Raw genomic sequence first — 17,830 nt, 5'->3', positions numbered from 1 at the left:
ATGAAGAAGATTTCCTACATTGAAGACTTTGAGAGATGGGAAAAAGGTTTTTCCTTTTATATTCCTGTGAAAGTTCGTTTTTGTGAAACAGATATGTTTGGGCACATGAATAACGGTGTTGCTTTTACATATTTTGAAGAGGCACGTATTGAATTTTTTAAAGAGCTTGGTTTTATGCAAGAATGGACACATGAAGCATCCGAAACAATGATCGTTGTTGCCGACTTACAGTGTAACTTTTTGAAACAGATTTTCTTTGATGAAAACTTAAAAGTTTATGTTAAAGCGGAATCAATTGGAAATTCTTCTTTAGATTTACACTACATGGTGAAGAATGAAGCTGGAGAGATTTGCTTAGTCGGGCGCGGGGCAATGGTGCAAGCGTCCAAGAAAACGGGAAAAGGAGCACCTTGGCTGGAAGAATGGAAGCAAAAGTTACTGCAATAAAGTGAGATATGAATAGGGTAGACGCATATAAAAATAATAATGTTGACGGAGGACCCAATGACCATCTATTATTTTTGTTTTGAGGCTATACCGTGTTCCGATAATCCAGAAAAGAATGGCTGTACAGGTGCGTTTATTAATTGTTGGGTAGGTTCAAGTGATATGAACGCAGCATTGACTGAAGCAAATCACTACATTGAGAATGAAGGATGGAAAATAACAAATGTTAAGAATCAATTTATCGCAGATCGAAAGCAGTACGAGACGGATTATGAATTAAAGGAAGAACTTGAGTGTTTTGATCTAGCCAAAAAGGATGGGATTGCCGCTATCTTTTACACGTGGTCTGAAGAATGATGAAATATAGTATGTTAAAGTGGAATGTATGTTAAGTGGAAAAGAAATAAAAGTAGAAAACATATTATATATGATTAATATGTTTTCTACTTTATCATTTTAACCGAGAAGACCCCCTCCTCTAAACGAAGGTGGGGGTAGTTCAATTTTTAGGTCTTGATAAGAGGGAAATCTCTTATTTTTTTGCACCCATTGCTTCTTCTAATGTTAAGTGATGTTTATGTAAGTATGTAGCATATGGATTACCGACGTATCTAAGGTGCCACGGTTCATATGAGTATTCTGTTGTATCTGTTTTATCTTCTAAATAGCGAATGACAAAGCCGAATTCATGGGCATGTTCGGCTACCCATTTTCCTTCTTCTGTTTCGCCAAAAATAGGTTCTAATTGATATTTTGCAGATTTAGAACTAATATCCATTGCAAGGCCTGTTTGATGTTCACTTGTTCCAGGAATTGCACTTACTGAATCTGCTTCAGCTTGTCCTTGGCGTTTTATGTACATATTATGTAATGATTGTTGTCGTTTATAAGAGCGGTATCCTGATACGGCAGTAAGTTCCAGTCCTTGCTCTTTTGCTGCGTGGAACATTTTTTCTAGTGCGGCTCCAGCATCTTTACGAAGTAATGTTTTCTCTTTATCTTTTGGATATGCAAATGGAACGTCTGGTCTTATAAGGTCATCTGGTGTATAGCCATCTGGTAATTTACGATGTTTATTTACTAATACAAGAGGTGAATCTGGATTTGTAACAAGGGAGAAGTTCTCATCTATTTTTTTTGCCGTATGAGCTGCTTTTGGAAATGCAGGAATCTCTTCTTTTGGATGTTCAATATGTTTTTTTGTTTCTACAGCTTTCGCTTCATTTTGTAGTGGAGACTTTGAGCCGAAGTAAGCGAAGGATGTGATACCGATTACAATCGTAGTAGCAGAAATAATAATTACCTTTTTCATAACGCTGTGTAATCTCAGTCCTTTCGTATAGTTTGTCTATTATTTTTTATTATAAGTCTAGTTATTATAAAAAGAAATATAAGAGTCATAACGTAATAGAATTGCAAAGAAAATGTCAAAAAATGTGTGATTTTGTTGATTTATATATGCAATGTTCGGATATGTGTATAATTGGATTGAATGAAATTGGGAGAAGGGATAGAAAAAAGGATGGCCTAGGCCATCCTTTTTTCTATTTTACTTCAAATGATTTTAAGTTATCGCGACGAATTTTGTCTTTTTCTGCATCAGTTTTTTTGAAGTTGTAATCATATAGGGAACCTTCCCAATCGCCATACATTGGGTTAGGGAAAATAATAAATTTCTCGCCAAATTGTGCTTTTGTTTCTTCAACTGTTTGATTGCGATCTTTTACAGATTTTCCATCGAATCCAGTGAAGTCAGATAAGTTGTCACCAAAGAATAGGACGATATCATGCGATTGTGAAACAAGTTCACGACGTTTTTCTTTCCCTTTTTCTTTCGGATCTTGCAACAAAATATGTTCTTTTGTTGCTTGCGGAGCACCAACACGCTCAAGATTTTTAATTGTTGCATCTAATTGATTTGTTTTACGATTTGAAATGTAGTAGATGTCTACACCTTTAGATTCTGTATATTTTAAGAAATCAATTGCGCCAGGAAGAGCTTCTGCTTCCGCTTTATTAATCCACTCATCCCATTTATAAGGATAGCCCTTTCCTTCTTTCACAGTCATTGCTTGGTGAGGGCTGTTATCTAAAACAGTTTCATCTAAATCTAGTACAATTGCTGGTTTTTTGCTTGTGCCTTTTGCAAGAGCTGCATCGAGCTTTAATTGTCCAATATTATACCCTTGATAATACAATGCTTTCGTTTCACCAGCTGTTTGGAACCATAAATCAGCCATGAGCTGTTGGTCTGTTAACTTTACTTTTTCTTCTTTTGCCACAGTTTTATCTGCTGTTCCTGAACATGCTACAAGCGATGTAGAGAGAACGGCTACAGATAATAACGTGGTAATGCCTCTTTTCATCTTCATATGTATCCTCCTTGATGTAACTAAATCATTTAATATTATATATTAAAATATAATATTTTACGTAACTTTTTTTTATGAATGTTTGCATATTGTTATTTGTATAAGGAATAGTATTATGCCCAGTTTAATAAAAGTAAGAAATATAGGATGAGAATTGACAATGTTTTTTGTCATAATGTCAATTATAATTGACAAGAAACGAATTTTTATTTACAATTTTAACTAAATAAAACAAATGGTGGATGGATATGTGGCTTTAATTTTAAAATTTCATTATAGAAATTAAAGGATTTATATATGTTACAATATTTTTCCTGTATTCAACATACCATTTAGAAGATTGTAAGAATGATGAAAAAGGGAGGAACTATATTTGAGCTTACAAATACAAAACTTAACGAAAATATTTGGAGAATCAAAAGCGGTCAATCAATTGAAAATTTCATTACCGAAAGGTGAAGTGTTAGGACTACTTGGAAGAAATGGTGCAGGAAAAACGACAACGATTAAAATGCTCCTTGGTTTATTAACTCCTAATGAAGGGTCAATTACATGGGATGGGAAAGCAATTTCTCAAAGCGGTGTAACAATTGGCTATCTTCCGGAAGAAAGAGGATTATATACAAAAAGTAGAGTGATAGACCAGCTTCGCTATTTCGGTAGATTAGAAGGAATGACGAAAAAAGAAGTAGACCGTGCGATTGATCGATGGTTAGAAAAGTTAGCAATCCCGGAATATAAATATAAAACGGCAGGAGAGCTTTCAAAAGGAAATCAGCAAAAAATCCAATTAATTGCTGCGCTTATTCATGATCCAGAACTCCTTATTTTAGATGAGCCGTTTAGCGGACTAGACCCAGTGAATGCTGGCATGTTAGCGAACATTATCGAAGAACAAGTACAAAGCGGGAAAACAATTATTTTATCTAGCCATCGTATGGAACAAGTAGAGGCGTTTTGCCAGCATGTATGTATTTTGAAAAAAGGAGAAGCAGTTGTAGAAGGCAAACTAAGCGATATTAAGCAAGAATACGGTTTTCGTAATTTAACCATTGAAGATGTGGTGGAAAATGAACAGGCATTGCAAGCCTTACATATTTCGTATGAAAAACAACAAGGACTGCTATATGTGAAAGTCCATGATGATGCGGAAGCTTTAACGATTTTAAAAAAATTACAGGAACAAGGTATAAGCTTAAGACAATTTAAAATGTTAGAGCCAACGCTAAACGAAATATTTGTAGAAAGGGCGAAATAACAATGCGTAAATTTTCTCATGTGTTTTCATTTTATTTTAGGGAATCATTTCTTTCTAAAAAGACGTTAATTACAAGTGGGATTTTATTTTTAATTGTGTTTGGTGTCTTTGCTTTTAACCACTTTACATCTGGTGGAGATGAAAGTAAGGATAAAGATAAGATTGCAATTGTAGTGGAAACTTCTACTTATAAAGTAAGGGAAGATGAATTGAATAAGTTGTTACCATACGCGAAAGCGAAATTGGGTACGAAAGAAGAGTATGACAAGTTACATAAGCAAGTCGAAGAAGGTGATTTAGATGGATTGTTTCATGTAACGGAAAAGAATGGAATACCAGAAGTGAAGTATATATATAGTGGATTTCCAAGTGAAGCGGAATCTACAGTTATAACAAAGTATTTAAAACAACAATATACACAAATAACGATTACTACTAATAATGTGTCACCAGATGTAGCGCAGAAATTACAGGTGGAAATTCCATTGAAAGAAGAAGCGATAAAAGATCGTGCGAGTATATTTGGTATCGGGTATTTCTTTACATTTATACTATACATGTTTATTCTCATGTACGGGAATGCGATTGGAACGAGTATTGCATCTGAAAAGGCTTCCCGTGTTATGGAGGTCATGATCCCGAAAGTAAAACCAATCATACTGATGTATGCAAAAGTTTTAGCAACGATTGCGACCGCTTTATCACAGCTGTTAATTGCAGCTTGTGGATTTTTCATTCCGTATGCAATTGGGTGGGTTGATTTTGAAAATTCCGGGTTGTTTGGACTTCTTTTGAATTTTGAAACGTTGGATACATTTGTAATCAGTATGTTCCTTGTATATTTTGTAACAGGATATTTATTGTATGCGATGTTATACGCAGCTATTGGAGCTGTTGTCTCTAAAACGGAAGATTTACAAACTGTTGCAACGCCAATTATATTTTTAGCTATGGGTGCACTTTTCATTAGTATTAAAGCATTAACAGATCCAAATAGTACACTTGTTTTAATTAGTTCTTATATTCCATTCTTTACACCGATGGTTACATTCTCGCGTATTGTTGCTGGTGAGGCGGGTGTTATAGAGATTAGTACTACATTAGCGATTTTAGTCGTAACGATTTTAATTATTACTTGGATTGCGAGCCGCATTTATGTCAATGGTGTCATGAATTACTCTGATAAAGTAAAATTTAAAGATCTAGCTAAATTTATTAAGCGTCAATAATCAAAAAAGCATGATTTTCTAAGGGAATCATGCTTTTTCTTTATGCAAAAATAAGAAATAGTATATAATAGTATGTATCGTCTTTTGATAGAATGAACGTAAAGGAGGGGCATGCAGATGGGAATTAGTAGCCGTTTTACAGTAGGTGTTCATATGTTAACGTTACTTGCGATAGATCGAAACTCTCGCTGTACCTCTGAATGGATTGCTGGTAGTGTGAATACAAATCCAGTTGTGATTCGCCGCATTACAGGAATGTTAAAAAGAGCGGGTCTTGTTGATGTACAAGCGGGAAAAGGTGGTACATCACTTGCTCGTGATTTAGAGGAAATTACATTACTTGATGTATATAAAGCAGTAGAAGTAGTGGAAGAAGGGCATCTATTTTCTTTCCATGAGAATCCTAATATTGAATGTCCAGTAGGAGCTAATATTCAATCCGTATTAGAAATTATATTAATGCAAGCACAAGAAGCGATGGAAAATGTACTTGCGAATGTAACTGTTCAGCAGCTTGTTACAAACTTACAATCGAAAATTCAGAACTAAAAAAGCGAGCCTCATATAAAAAGGCTCGCTTTTTTAAATTCAGAAAGATTGAAAATTCTATTTTTCAGTATTTAATACAAATTTTCCTACAATGGCAGCAACGATACCACCAAGAATTGGCGCAACGATAAATACCCATAATTGAGATACAGCTTCTCCGCCAGCAAATAAAGCTGGTGCTAGGCTACGTGCAGGGTTAACTGAAGTTCCTGTTAATGGGATACCTAGTAAGTGAACCAATACTAATGTGAAACCAATTACTAATCCAGCGAACTGTGCGTTACCCTTCTTACCTGTTACAGAAATAATAACTAAAATAAAGACGAATGTTAAAATAAATTCAACTAAGAAAGATCCTGATAATCCAAGTTTGCCAAAACCATTTTGTCCTAAGTTATCTAAAGACATATTAGCAGATTTTAAAATTGTTACTAATGTTGTAGTTCCTAGTAAACCACCTAAAACTTGAGCTAATAAGTAACAGCCAAGCTCCTTAGCATTCATTCGTTCGTTTATGAACATGGCAATTGATACTGCTGGGTTTATGTGACATCCAGAAATCGTTCCAATGCTATATGCCATAGCAACAATTGATAATCCAAAAGCCATTGCGATTCCTAAAATACCAATTCCCTCAATTCCGCCGCCTAAAACAGCAGTTCCAGTTCCGAATAATACAAGTACAAAAGTACCAATAAATTCAGCGATTCCTTTTTTTAGCATAATTTTCCTCCTTTAAATACGCATGAGAACGTATTATAACATAGAATGATGCTGTTCTAATTATAAACAAGGAATGAAAAAATATTCCGATTAAATAAATGATTAAGATTTATACAATTTCAATTACATAAAAAAAACATGGTTCTCCAAAGAAGAATCATGTTTTTTTAACGTTCTGTTATGCTGTTTTCTTTTGCCGAGCAACTAGAATAGAACGATTCAAAATACTATTTGTGACCATTCCAGCCATAATGATAATCATCCCAATAAGTGAGAGTCCGATAGGGAATGAACCATTTAAGAAAATGATTTCACCAAGAACAGTAAATACCATCGTTCCAGCTTGCGTTGCTTCTACAGCCCCTAGTAAGGAAAGGTTATCTTTCGCTAAATCTGTTGCAAAGAAAAACGTCATTGTAGCGATAACGCCGGAACATAATGCTAATAAAAATCCTTGGAGCATTTGACTGGATGTTGGAAGGCCTGTTGCCTCGAAACCGTATATTCCAAGAATGATTGCTATAGGCATACTACCGATGGCCATTCCTAATACACGCTGGAATGTATCAAGGCGTCCCCCTACAACTTCCATCATTTTTCGATTACCAAATGGATATAGGAAAGCTGCGAGAACAACAGGAAGAAACCCAGATATAAATTGAGTAGCTGTAATATGCCCTGCTTCTGTTGCTTGCATGCAAATGACACCAATTAAAATGAAAAGTGATACATATAAACTACGAAGTGGAATTTTTCCTCGTACGCGTTTTGGACCTGTTTCTGTTTCAATTGTAATAAAAAATAATGGTGATAGTAGCAAACCAGCGAGTATTGTAACTTGCCAAGTTCCTGCAACAAGCCAAGCTGGAGAAAAGACGGCAGCAAAGCTTAATAAAGAATAAAAGCCGATGCCTGCTAAAGACCCCCATCCTAGCCATGCGAAAGGATGTTTTCGCATTTCTGTCCATAGTCCTCCGAGGTTTTTGCGAAATAAAACGATAAGGAATAAAATAGGAAGAGCAAATAAAAAGCGGAAAGAAGCAGTCCAAGCCCAGCTTGTTCCGGATACATTCATCACTCTGTTAATAATAAATGTTGCAGAGAAAAAAGCTGATGATAAAATACCTAATAATATTGCACGCATAATGCGTAAGCACTCCTTTCGAGATTCGAAACATTTATGTATAGTATAATATACTTAAATGTAATTAAAGTAAACTATTTTATACAATAAGGTGGTTTTGTTGATATGAAAGAAAAAGAGGATATGCAAACAAAAGAAGTCATTCAGCAAGTTGGTCAGTTATTACGACAAATTCGCAATGAACAAAAATTAAGTTTAGAAGAATTGGCACAAAAAACGGGGGTTAGTAAATTAACATTAGGAAAAATTGAAAGAGGTGAAACGAATCCAACATTAGCTGTTATCTGGAAAATTACGAAAGGATTGTCGATCCCGTTGTCGAGATTGATGGTAGTGGGAGAACCGGTAGCTATTTCACGCTCTGGGGAAAGTTTTACAGTAGATGTAGGACAGGCATGGCGGTTCGAAACCATATTTCGATATACGAAAGAAACTGGTATGGAAATGTATCGTGCTTGCTTAAGATCGCAAAGCATTTATGAACCAGAGTCTCATCATGAAGGAGCTATTGAACTTGTGACGGTAATGAAGGGACAGGTTTCGATTCAAGTTGAAAATGATGTGTATGAATTAAATGAATTTGATTCGATTCAGTTCGAAGCGAATAAGAAGCATATTTACAAAAATGCTGGAGATGAGGTTGCTGTTTTACATTTAACGATGAAGTATTCTTCTTAGCTATAAAAAAGGAGCGCTTACAATAAAGCGTTCTTTTTTTTATAGATTTTAACTATATTTTTGATAAAATATAGTTAAGTTGGAATATTCTGAAAAAATAAGATGGATAAGTAGGGTAAGGGATGGGGCTAATGAAGAAATTTAGATTATGGAGAATGGTGCAACAAATTCGAACGAGCCTTCGTTTAAAGTTATTAACATGTTTTTTAATTGTCGCACTTATTCCGCTTATGCTGTTTAGCTGGATGTCATATGAAAAGTCATCCAATCTTGTAAATGAACAGTTTGGGGATTATGGAAAGTTTGCTATAGCGCAGCTTCAAACTCAGATTGAATTAACATTAAGCCATATGCATTTAATTGCTAGTGATATTCAAGAGTATTTATCAGACCCAACATTAATTGTTTTGAAAAAAGAAGCACCGAAATCGTATTCGGAATTTATTACTGAGAAAAATTTTGAAAGGTTTTTAGAAGCGCATAAAACAGCACAAACGAAGGGAATCTTTTTAATTACACCTAGCGGTTATTATTATGGAGATCGGTATTTAGATGTGCAGAAACTAAAACAAGAAAAATTTTGGGAAGAACAAGGAGATTTATCACAAGGGTATTGGAATGGGATCTATGTTCCGAACCATTACTCTGCACTTGATAAAAACAAAGTAATTGGATTACTTGTTCCAGTCAAAACATCATTTGGTAGCTTGAAAGATAGCCGGATATTAGTAGAAACAGATGCGACGGATTTATTTAAATTTATTGATTCATTAGAAACAGATTTGCATGCGCTGATTACGATTCGTGATGCAAAAAAACAGGTGATTTATACGACGGATGAAAATTATAAAAAAAACAAGGATGATATCATTTTGGAAAAGCCAATTCCATCAAATAAATGGAGTCTGGAAATTATTATTCCAGAAAAAGAATTTTATCAATCTTCTACAATTATTTTGTTTGTTACATTAATTGGAATTGTTGTGTCACTGTGCTTAGCTTTTATGTTGGCATTTTTAATTTCGGCTAAGTTAACGGAAAATATCACGAATTTGGATCATGCAATATCTCAAGTAAGTAAAGGAGATTTTTATACAAATATACCAGTAAATTCACAAGATGAAGTAGGGAGTTTAACTGTGAATTTTAATAAAATGGTTGTCAAAATTAAATCATTAGTAGAGGAAATATATGAGAAGGAAAAGTTGAAAAAAGAAGCTGAGCTCAAGGCAATTCATTATCAAATTAATCCGCACTTGCTATTTAATACGTTAAATTCGATTCAATGGAAAGCAAAGCTTCAGGGGGCAAATGATGTAAGTGAAATGATTTATCATCTTGTTGCTGTGCTAGAAGGAAATTTAAACTTTGCGAATGACCTTGTTACACTCCAAAGTGAATTAACGATTATTGAGCACTATTTAAAAGTACAGGAAATTCGATTTGGGAATCATTTTTCTTATACACAAAATGTCTCGGTTTCTATGAAAGGGGAGCAGATTCCAAGAATGTCGCTTCAGCCTATATTTGAAAATATATTTTTTCATGCTTTCGACGATGGACACGGAACCATTACATTATCGGCATTTGAAAAGGATAATGGTGACTTATGCATACAGATTACCGATGATGGTCGTGGTATTTCTGATAGGCGGAAACAAAATTTATTACAAGAGCCGTCTGCGAAGCAAAGAGGTGGACTTGGATTATATAACATCGATCAAAAATTTAAATTGCATTTTGGGTTAGAGTACGGATTAACGATTCAATCAGAAGAAAAGAAAGGAACTATAGTTCAGATTCTTTGGCCAAAGGGAGGGATACAGAAGTGAATCGTATTAAAGTGCTCATTGCTGATGACGAGACGATTGTTCGAAGGGGATTGAAAATGGCGGTAGATTGGTCGGCGTATAATATGGAAGTAGTAGCGGATGTGCCAAATGGTGAGAGAGGATGGGAGGAGTTTGTACAGCATGAGCCAGAAGTGGTTATTACAGATATTGTTATGCCTGTTGTAAATGGAATTGAGTTTGTGAAAAAGATTAAACAACATGCGCCGAAAACAAAGGTATTATTATTAAGTTGTCATCGTGATTTTGAATATGCGCAAGAAGGAATTAAACTGGGGGTTTCAGGTTATTTATTGAAAACATCGTTTCATGATGAGGAGCTGGATCAATATTTACGAGCATTTCAAAAAGAGTTAATGATTCATAGGGAAGTAGAAGGGATTGGACAGCAAAAATCCCTCTTTTACGAAGATTTTTTTCAATGGTTATGTGGTTTTCAAAATCAGTTTCAAGAAGTACTTCTGGATTTATTTCGTAATGAATGGGAATGGATGAACGATGGATATTATGTCTGTTTTTTACGGTCAGAATCGAGATTACATCTCATATTACAAGAGATTGATCAAAAGGTATCAAATCCACATGTGAAGATACTATGTGGAAAGGATCAATGTTTCTTATTTCTTAATGAAAAATATAAGGAAATGATGGAACAAATGTTTATGGATGCAAAGAGTAAATACGAAGATTTATATTGGATTACATCAGGAGAGCTGTTCAGCACCGAGCAATGGATGGATTCAGTTAAATCGATGAAGCAATTTGCAGAACTTGAGATTAAGTACAAAGTAACGATTAACAATTGGCCCAAAACAATTAAAGAGGCCATTTTGTATACAATGAATCATTTATCAGAGCCAATTGTTGTTTCAGAAGTAGCGGAGATGGTAGGACTAAGCAGAAGTCATTTTAGTATGCTTTTTAAAAAGATAATAGGTGAAAGTTTTCATTCTTTTACAGAACGAAGAAAACTTGAACTTGCTATGCAAATGCTTCAAACAACTTCACTTACGATTCAAGAGGTAGCAGAGCATATTGGTATTTCAAATAGTAAATATTTTAGTAAATGGTTTAAAAAGTGTACAGGAACAACACCATCAGAATATCGAGACAAACAATGTGGAACTTTATATAAAACAAATTGACACCATACTTTTGCTGAACGAACAATTTGATAACAAAAATCGAACAAATCGATGTTTTTAACCGCTTTCATAAAAGGTAAAATGAAAGCGGTTAAATTATTTATTCTGAAAAATTAGAAAAAGCATTTTGGGAGAAGGGGAGTGTGTGTTCGTTGAGAAAAATGGTACATGTATGTCTTAGTTTTATGCTCGTACTTATTGTTCTTTTAGCTGGTTGTAGCTCAAATGAGACTACAAGTAAAAAATCATCAAAGGATGATGAAAAGAAGCAAACATCGAATGATGGAAAAGTATTGCGATTTGCAACTTGGGATGCTGGAAAGAATTTAAAGATTCAGCAGCAAATTGCAAAGAAATTTGAAGAGAAGAATCCAGGAGTAAAAGTACAGGTGGAGGCTTATGGTGATGGTTTTGATCAAAAGCTCGCAGCATCTTTCGGAGCGAAAAATCCACCGGATGTTATGTATATGTGGAATTTCCCAGCTTACTATAAATCTCTCGAGCCTTTAGATGAACTTGCAAAGAAAGATCCAGATATGAAATTAGATGACTTTTATCAAGGATTATTTAACTACTCTAGTATTGATGGGAAATTATATGGAATGCCAGCAGGTTTTACAACGCGGGTTATATATTACAATAAAAAGTTATTTGATAAAGCAAATATTCCATACCCGAAAGATGGATGGACTTGGGATGAGTTTGCAGACACTGCGAAAAAGTTAACAGATGCAAGCAATAAACAATATGGATTTGCTTTACGACCTGAGCCAGATACGTATGATTTACAAGGGTTTATTTGGAGTAACGGTAGTAGTTTTGTAAGTGAAGATGGAAAACAAATAAAAGGACATATGAACAGTCCAGAAACAATTGAAGTTATGAAATCTTTTCAAAGTATGCTAAAGGATAAAACGGCTGTATTAGTAGGTGGAAAAAATCAACAGAGTGGTGACGATATTTTTAAAGCGAATAAGCTAGCGATGTGGGAGAGTGGAATTTGGCCATTAGAAGGATTTAAAGATGCAAAAATTGATTTTGGTACAGTAGAACCTCCTACATTTAAAGGGAAACCAGTGAAGGGACTTGTTGGTACATCAGCTGTTTCAATTGCAAAGGATGCAAAACAGAAAGAGTTAGCTTGGGAATTTGTTAAATTTTACTCTTCACCAGAAGCGATTAAAATGCGAACTTCTGATTTGCCAGTTCGAATCAGTGTTGTGAAAGAATTGAAGAAAGAAGAAGATGCGAATATTAAATCCTTCTACACAATGCTAGAACGTTCAACAAATACACCAGCATTTTTACTTAACCCAAAATGGGATGAAGTAAATCGGAATTTATCAGCGGCAATTAATGCGATTATGCTTGGACAAGATCCAGAGAAATTATTAAATAAAGCGGTTCAAGATTCAGAGAAGTATATGGATAAATAATTGTAAAAGCAAAGAGGTGTGGATGTTGAAATATGGAGTATCTATAGAGGGTGAAACGAATATAGCCGTTAGAAAAAAGAAAATGAAATGGGAGAAACTCGTTCCTTACGCATTTATATTTCCATGGGTATTTGGCTTTGTAGCCTTTACCCTTGGTCCCCTTTTATTCTCATTGTTTATTAGCTTTTTTGACTGGCCACTTATTGGAGAAGTTCAATTTATTGGATTAAAAAACTATCAAGATATGTTTCTAAATGATCCGATGTTTTGGGATTCGCTATGGATTACGGTGAAATTTGCAGCATTATTTGTTCCGTTTAATTTAATTATTGCTCTGTTTTTAGCGATTTTGCTAAATCAAAAAGTAAAAGGACATGCGTTTTTTCGAACATTTTTCTATTTGCCAAGCGTTATTTCTGGTGTGGCTTTAGCGATGATTTGGGCATGGGTGTATAACGGAGAGTATGGTATTTTGAATTATTTTCTATCGCTTGTTGGTATAAAAGGACCCAATTGGTTAAGTGATCCGAACTGGTCGCTCATTGCGATGGTAATTGCAAGTTTATGGGGACAAGGTACGCTTATGCTCATTTTTTTAGCAGGATTAAAAAATATTCCGCAAAACTTGTATGAGGCTGCTTCCATTGATGGAGCTAGCAAAGTACAACAATTTTTCAAAATTACATTGCCGATGTTAACGCCGACGATTTTATTTAATTTAATTACAACAATTATCGGTGCGTTTCAACAATTAACATTAGCGCTTGTATTAACTGGCGGAGGGCCATTAAAGTCTACTTATTTTTACGCGATGTATGTATATGAAAATGCATTTAAGTATTTTAAAATGGGCTATTCATCAGCGAATGCTTGGTTTATGTTTTTAATCATTTTAGGGTTAACATTACTTGTTTTTAAATCATCAGCAGCGTGGGTTTATTACGAAAATGAGATGAAGTCGAAGTAGAAAATGAATAAGGAGGATGCGGTGTGAGAACGAAGAAGCGCATACATCGAATTGTAGTGTACGCACTATTAATAGGTTTTTCCATTTTATTTTTATTGCCCTTCTTTTGGATGATTACAACATCTGTGAAATCACCAGAAGAATTATATTTATATCCACCAAAGTGGATTCCATCTGAGTTTAAATTTAGTAATTTTGCAAAGGCGTGGACGAGCCAACCGTTTAATACTTTTTTATGGAATTCAATTGTTGTAACAGTGCTTTCAACAATCGGGCAGTTAATATCATCTTCTTTAGTAGCGTATGGTTTTGCACGCTTTAAATTTAAAGGACGGGATATTTTGTTCATGATTGTGCTAGCGACGATGATGATTCCGTGGGAAGTAACGATGATTCCGCTTTATATGGAATTTAATGCTCTCGGTTGGATTAATACGTTAAAACCTTTAATTATTCCATCTTGGTTTGGCGGTGCGTTTTTTATCTTTTTAATGAGACAATTTATTATGTCTGTTCCAAAGGAGTTAGATGAGGCGGCAAGGATGGATGGCGCGAACGCTTTTCAAGTTTACTACCGTATTTATTTACCGATTATGAAACCGATTTTAATACTTGTTGCTGTTTTTAATATTTTAGGATGTTGGAACGATTATCTAGGACCACTTATTTTCTTAAATGACCAAAGCAAATATACATTAACGCTAGGCTTAGCGCAGTTTAAAGGTATGTTTGGCGTTGATATGGAAGGGATTATGGCGGTGACATTGTTAATTAGTATTGTACCTCTTGCACTCTTCTTTTTCGCACAACGCTATATTGTGGAAGAATCGGGGCATACGGGCCTTAAGTAATAGAGTGTAGAAATGATGTGATAAAGTGAATGAAAAAAGGAGGATCGATATGGGACGTAACATGTTAGAGGACTTAGAAAAAGTTCAAGTAACAGGGCGGAATCGCATGGAGGGAAGAGCGCATTTTATTCCATTTCAAACTGAACAAGCGGCTCTATCTTTTACGCGTGAAAGCTCTTCTTATTACAAATTGCTGAATGGAATGTGGAAGTTTTTGTACTTAGAATCCCCAAAGCAACTTCCAAAGGATTTTTTCTTAAGTGAATTTGATTGTAGTGAATGGGATACGATTCATGTACCTGGGCATTGGCAATTGCAAGGATACGGAAAGCCACATTATACCGATTTATATTATCCGTTTCCGGTTCAGCCACCCCATGTTCCATTTGAAAATCAAGTGGGATGTTATAAAAATGAATTTTATATACCAGAAAGTTGGAACTGTGGATGTATTCGTATTCGATTTGAGGGTGTGGATAGTGCCTTTCATTTATGGATAAATGGAGAAGAAGTGGGATATAGCCAAGGAAGTCGTTTGACGGCAGAGTTTGATATTACGGCGTTTATTCATGACGGAAAGAATACGATGACAGTATGTGTGTATAGATGGTGTGATGGATCTTATATTGAAGATCAAGATATGTGGTGGTTAAGTGGTATTTTTCGTGATGTGTACATTGTGTATGAACCTGCTGTACATATTTATGATATGACGTTATATACAACGCTTGATGAAAATTATGAAACTGGTGTGTTACAACTAAATACAAAAATTTGCAACGAACAATTACTGCATAAAAATTATGTACTAGAGTATAAGTTTTGTAATAAGAATGGGGAAGTGTTAGATCAACATACATCGTATCTGGGCCTGCAGGGGAAAAGGGTTATAGATGATACACATTCGTTTTTTGTCCAAAAGCCGCAGAAATGGTCTGCAGAAGACCCGTATTTGTATATTGTATTGTTCACGATTCGAAACGAGAATAGTGAAGTTGTAGAAGTGATTTCACAGAAAATCGGTTTCCGTATGATTGAGATGAAAGATAGGAACCTTCTTGTCAATGGTATTCCCATTATATTCAAAGGGGTGAATCGTCACGATCACGACCCGGATACAGGGAGATATGTCACATATGAAACAATGAAACAAGATGTAATGCTTATGAAACAGCATAATATTAATGCGGTGCGAACGGCACATTATCCGAATGATCCACGTTTTTATGATTTATGCGATGAGTATGGTTTATATGTAATTGATGAGGCGGATTTGGAATGCCATGGATTTGAGTTAATTGGTAATGCAAACGCATTAAGTGATGATCCAGAATGGGAAAATGCTTATGTAGATCGTGTGGGACGTATGGTACGTCGAGATCGCAACCATTCTTCCATTATTATGTGGTCACTCGGAAATGAATCTGGGTTCGGTTGTAATTTTATTGCAATGGCGAATAAGTGTAGGGAATTGGATCAATCAAGAATCATTCATTACGAGGGGGATCGAGAAACGAAGGTCGCTGATATTTTTAGTACAATGTATTCTTCAGTCGAGAAGATTATTGGTTATGCAGAAGAAGAAAAGTGGGAAAAACCTCATATTTTATGTGAGTATGCTCATGCGATGGGAAATGGACCAGGCGGATTAAAAGAATATTGGGAAGCGATTTATAGTCATAAAAGATTACAAGGTGGCTTTGTTTGGGAATGGATTGATCATGGATTACGTCAAGTGAATGAAAATGGAGAAGAGTACTTTGCATATGGAGGTAACTTTGGAGATACTCCGCATAATAGTAATTTTTGCATTGATGGACTGCTCTTGCCAGATCGAACGCCATCGCCAGCTTTGTTGCAATATAAGAAAATAATTGAGCCTATTAAAGTAGGAGAGATAGACATACGAAGTGGTAGGATTTCGATACAAAATATATATGATTTTCGCTCATTGAAAGGCCATCGTGTGCAGTGGAATGTTAAACAAGAGGGCAAAGTAATTGCGAGTGATTCTATAGATGCCCCGCCTTTGTTACCGAAAGAGAGTTGTGAGATTCAGCTGCCTTTTATAGATGACATAGCTTTTCATACAGAAGAAGATTGCTATGTAACTATATCGGTTGTGTTAGGAGCAGATACAAATTGGGGAGTAGCAGGACATGAAATAGCTTGGGAACAATTTTGTATTCCAGCTCAGAAAACGATAAGAAGAAAAAGAGATTCGAAGTTATATGAGCCAGTAACTTTACATGAAACAAAGGAAGAAATTCGTGTTACTGGTGAAAATTTTGCTATCTCTTTTCATCTTATAACAGGGCGTATAAAAAACTGGACCTTTAAAGGACAATCACTTATGGAAGAAGGGCCAGAATTAAATATTTGGCGGGCAACAATTGATAATGATATGTATGTAGTTGAAAAATGGAAAGAACAATATTTACACCTTGTGAAGCATGACGTAGCGAGTATAGAAGCGCTGCAACTTGAAAATGGAAGTGTTGAAGTTGTTGTGAAAGGATTTATTTTCCCGCTTGTTGTGAACTGGAAAATTGCCTTTACTTATACGTATGAAATTGAAAGAAGCGGAGCTATGAAAATAGAGACAAAGTTGAATCCAAGCGGTACTTTACCAGACATGATTCCGCGAATTGGGCTCGAAATGCGTCTGCCAAAACAATATCAAAATGTAAGTTGGTTTGGGCGTGGACCAGGAGAATCGTATGTGGATAGTAAAGAAGCGAACAAAATAGATTTGTATGAAAGGACTGTAAAAGATTTATTTTTCCCGTATGTTTTTCCGCAAGAGACGGGAAATCGAACAGATGTAAAGTGGGTTTCGTTATATGATCAATATCATGTTGGATTTGTTGCGTATAGTACGCAAGATTTTAATTTTAGCGCCTTACCTTACACAACAGAAGATTTAGAGAAAGCAGAGCATTTATATGAATTACAAGAAAGGGAGTTTGTTACATTCCATCTAGATTATAAGCAAAATGGTTTAGGAAGCGCGAGTTGTGGACCGGCCCAGCTTCCGAAGTATCAGTTGAAGCCGGAGCCATGCCAGTTTGAAGTGTACATTGTTCCTTTTAATGGGGATCATAAACGAGCTTTTGAGATCGTAAAAGAATCTTAAATTACAAGGGGGCCCTTCTATTGTTAGGGCTCTTTCCTAGGGGGG

16 protein-coding genes are annotated in these 17,830 nt (G+C 35.3%); 12 read left to right on the top strand and 4 right to left on the bottom strand.

Features of this window, described 5'->3' with window-relative positions; translation table 11 throughout:
- Complete coding sequence (locus tag AAIE21_RS05410; RefSeq protein WP_343265793.1) at window positions 1–447, top strand: acyl-CoA thioesterase; 447 nt, start codon at window positions 1–3, stop codon at window positions 445–447.
- 57 nt (window positions 448–504) lie between these two features.
- Window positions 505–804, top strand: a complete 300-nt coding sequence (locus tag AAIE21_RS05405; RefSeq protein WP_343265792.1) for a hypothetical protein — start codon at window positions 505–507, stop codon at window positions 802–804.
- Between the two features lie 175 nt (window positions 805–979).
- On the opposite strand, the gene AAIE21_RS05400 is transcribed toward AAIE21_RS05405, so the two are convergent.
- Together AAIE21_RS05400 and AAIE21_RS05395 are read right to left on the bottom strand one after the other, a co-directional pair.
- Entirely contained in the window at window positions 980–1,759 is a 780-nt protein-coding gene (locus AAIE21_RS05400) for a M15 family metallopeptidase (protein ID WP_343265791.1), read from the bottom strand.
- Between the two features lie 232 nt (window positions 1,760–1,991).
- Window positions 1,992–2,819: a 5'-nucleotidase, lipoprotein e(P4) family gene (locus tag AAIE21_RS05395; protein WP_343265790.1), complete on the bottom strand. Its 828-nt coding sequence runs from the start codon at window positions 2,817–2,819 to the stop codon at window positions 1,992–1,994.
- A 373-nt stretch (window positions 2,820–3,192) separates the two neighbouring features.
- On the opposite strand from AAIE21_RS05395, the gene AAIE21_RS05390 reads away from it, so the two are divergent.
- From AAIE21_RS05390 to AAIE21_RS05380, 3 genes are all read left to right on the top strand, one after another.
- A complete protein-coding gene (locus tag AAIE21_RS05390) occupies window positions 3,193–4,077 on the top strand; it encodes an ABC transporter ATP-binding protein (protein ID WP_343265789.1) in 885 nt (294 codons plus the stop codon).
- Between the two features lie 2 nt (window positions 4,078–4,079).
- Window positions 4,080–5,306 (top strand): ABC transporter permease, encoded by a 1,227-nt coding sequence (locus AAIE21_RS05385; RefSeq protein ID WP_343265788.1) that lies wholly within the window; start codon window positions 4,080–4,082, stop codon window positions 5,304–5,306.
- A 117-nt stretch (window positions 5,307–5,423) separates the two neighbouring features.
- Window positions 5,424–5,855: an Rrf2 family transcriptional regulator gene (locus AAIE21_RS05380; protein ID WP_343265787.1), complete on the top strand. Its 432-nt coding sequence runs from the start codon at window positions 5,424–5,426 to the stop codon at window positions 5,853–5,855.
- Window positions 5,856–5,912: 57 nt separating this feature from the next.
- Here the strand turns inward: AAIE21_RS05380 and AAIE21_RS05375 are convergent, their stop codons facing one another.
- The gene (locus tag AAIE21_RS05375) at window positions 5,913–6,578 is read right to left on the bottom strand and encodes an aquaporin (RefSeq protein ID WP_343265786.1); all 666 of its coding nucleotides are present in this window, start codon (window positions 6,576–6,578) and stop codon (window positions 5,913–5,915) included.
- 178 nt (window positions 6,579–6,756) lie between these two features.
- A complete protein-coding gene (locus AAIE21_RS05370; protein ID WP_343265785.1) occupies window positions 6,757–7,722 on the bottom strand; it encodes a DMT family transporter in 966 nt (321 codons plus the stop codon).
- A 105-nt stretch (window positions 7,723–7,827) separates the two neighbouring features.
- Between AAIE21_RS05370 and AAIE21_RS05365 the strand changes: the two genes are divergently transcribed.
- The 7 genes from AAIE21_RS05365 to lacZ all read left to right on the top strand — a co-directional run bounded on the left by AAIE21_RS05365 (window position 7,828) and on the right by lacZ (window position 17,785).
- Window positions 7,828–8,400, top strand: a complete 573-nt coding sequence (locus tag AAIE21_RS05365; RefSeq protein ID WP_343265784.1) for a helix-turn-helix domain-containing protein — start codon at window positions 7,828–7,830, stop codon at window positions 8,398–8,400.
- A gap of 122 nt (window positions 8,401–8,522) precedes the next feature.
- The gene (locus AAIE21_RS05360; RefSeq protein WP_343265783.1) at window positions 8,523–10,232 is read left to right on the top strand and encodes a sensor histidine kinase; all 1,710 of its coding nucleotides are present in this window, start codon (window positions 8,523–8,525) and stop codon (window positions 10,230–10,232) included.
- Entirely contained in the window at window positions 10,229–11,395 is a 1,167-nt protein-coding gene (locus tag AAIE21_RS05355; RefSeq protein WP_343265782.1) for a response regulator transcription factor, read from the top strand. Before AAIE21_RS05360 ends, AAIE21_RS05355 begins: the two co-directional genes overlap by 4 nt.
- A gap of 185 nt (window positions 11,396–11,580) precedes the next feature.
- A complete protein-coding gene (locus AAIE21_RS05350; RefSeq protein ID WP_343265919.1) occupies window positions 11,581–12,831 on the top strand; it encodes an ABC transporter substrate-binding protein in 1,251 nt (416 codons plus the stop codon).
- Between the two features lie 22 nt (window positions 12,832–12,853).
- On the top strand, window positions 12,854–13,798 hold the full coding sequence (locus tag AAIE21_RS05345; RefSeq protein ID WP_343265781.1) for a carbohydrate ABC transporter permease: 945 nt from the start codon (window positions 12,854–12,856) through the stop codon (window positions 13,796–13,798).
- Between the two features lie 23 nt (window positions 13,799–13,821).
- A complete protein-coding gene (locus AAIE21_RS05340) occupies window positions 13,822–14,649 on the top strand; it encodes a carbohydrate ABC transporter permease (RefSeq protein ID WP_343265780.1) in 828 nt (275 codons plus the stop codon).
- A gap of 49 nt (window positions 14,650–14,698) precedes the next feature.
- On the top strand, window positions 14,699–17,785 hold the full coding sequence (lacZ, locus tag AAIE21_RS05335) for a beta-galactosidase, LacZ type (RefSeq protein WP_343265779.1): 3,087 nt from the start codon (window positions 14,699–14,701) through the stop codon (window positions 17,783–17,785).
- Window positions 17,786–17,830: the final 45 nt, after the last annotated feature.

It is taken from the genome of Paenibacillus sp. 102, assembly GCF_039549175.1.
Lineage (GTDB): Bacteria > Bacillota > Bacilli > Bacillales > Bacillaceae_G > Bacillus_A.
This window is presented reverse-complemented; position numbering and strand designations above follow the sequence as displayed.

What these genes read in the sequence shown, in the direction of transcription:
- AAIE21_RS05385 (WP_343265788.1), top strand. Translation starts at nt 4,080, where the DNA reads ATGCGTAAATTTTCTCATGTGTTTTCATTTTATTTTAGGGAATCATTT.
- AAIE21_RS05375 (WP_343265786.1), bottom strand. Translation starts at nt 6,578, where the DNA reads ATGCTAAAAAAAGGAATCGCTGAATTTATTGGTACTTTTGTACTTGTA.
- AAIE21_RS05395 (WP_343265790.1), bottom strand. Translation starts at nt 2,819, where the DNA reads ATGAAGATGAAAAGAGGCATTACCACGTTATTATCTGTAGCCGTTCTC.
- AAIE21_RS05360 (WP_343265783.1), top strand. Translation starts at nt 8,523, where the DNA reads ATGGGGCTAATGAAGAAATTTAGATTATGGAGAATGGTGCAACAAATT.
- AAIE21_RS05345 (WP_343265781.1), top strand. Translation starts at nt 12,854, where the DNA reads ATGTTGAAATATGGAGTATCTATAGAGGGTGAAACGAATATAGCCGTT.
- AAIE21_RS05370 (WP_343265785.1), bottom strand. Translation starts at nt 7,722, where the DNA reads ATGCGTGCAATATTATTAGGTATTTTATCATCAGCTTTTTTCTCTGCA.
- AAIE21_RS05400 (WP_343265791.1), bottom strand. Translation starts at nt 1,759, where the DNA reads ATGAAAAAGGTAATTATTATTTCTGCTACTACGATTGTAATCGGTATC.
- AAIE21_RS05350 (WP_343265919.1), top strand. Translation starts at nt 11,581, where the DNA reads ATGCTCGTACTTATTGTTCTTTTAGCTGGTTGTAGCTCAAATGAGACT.
- lacZ (WP_343265779.1), top strand. Translation starts at nt 14,699, where the DNA reads ATGGGACGTAACATGTTAGAGGACTTAGAAAAAGTTCAAGTAACAGGG.
- AAIE21_RS05405 (WP_343265792.1), top strand. Translation starts at nt 505, where the DNA reads ATGACCATCTATTATTTTTGTTTTGAGGCTATACCGTGTTCCGATAAT.
- AAIE21_RS05410 (WP_343265793.1), top strand. Translation starts at nt 1, where the DNA reads ATGAAGAAGATTTCCTACATTGAAGACTTTGAGAGATGGGAAAAAGGT.
- AAIE21_RS05365 (WP_343265784.1), top strand. Translation starts at nt 7,828, where the DNA reads ATGAAAGAAAAAGAGGATATGCAAACAAAAGAAGTCATTCAGCAAGTT.
- AAIE21_RS05380 (WP_343265787.1), top strand. Translation starts at nt 5,424, where the DNA reads ATGGGAATTAGTAGCCGTTTTACAGTAGGTGTTCATATGTTAACGTTA.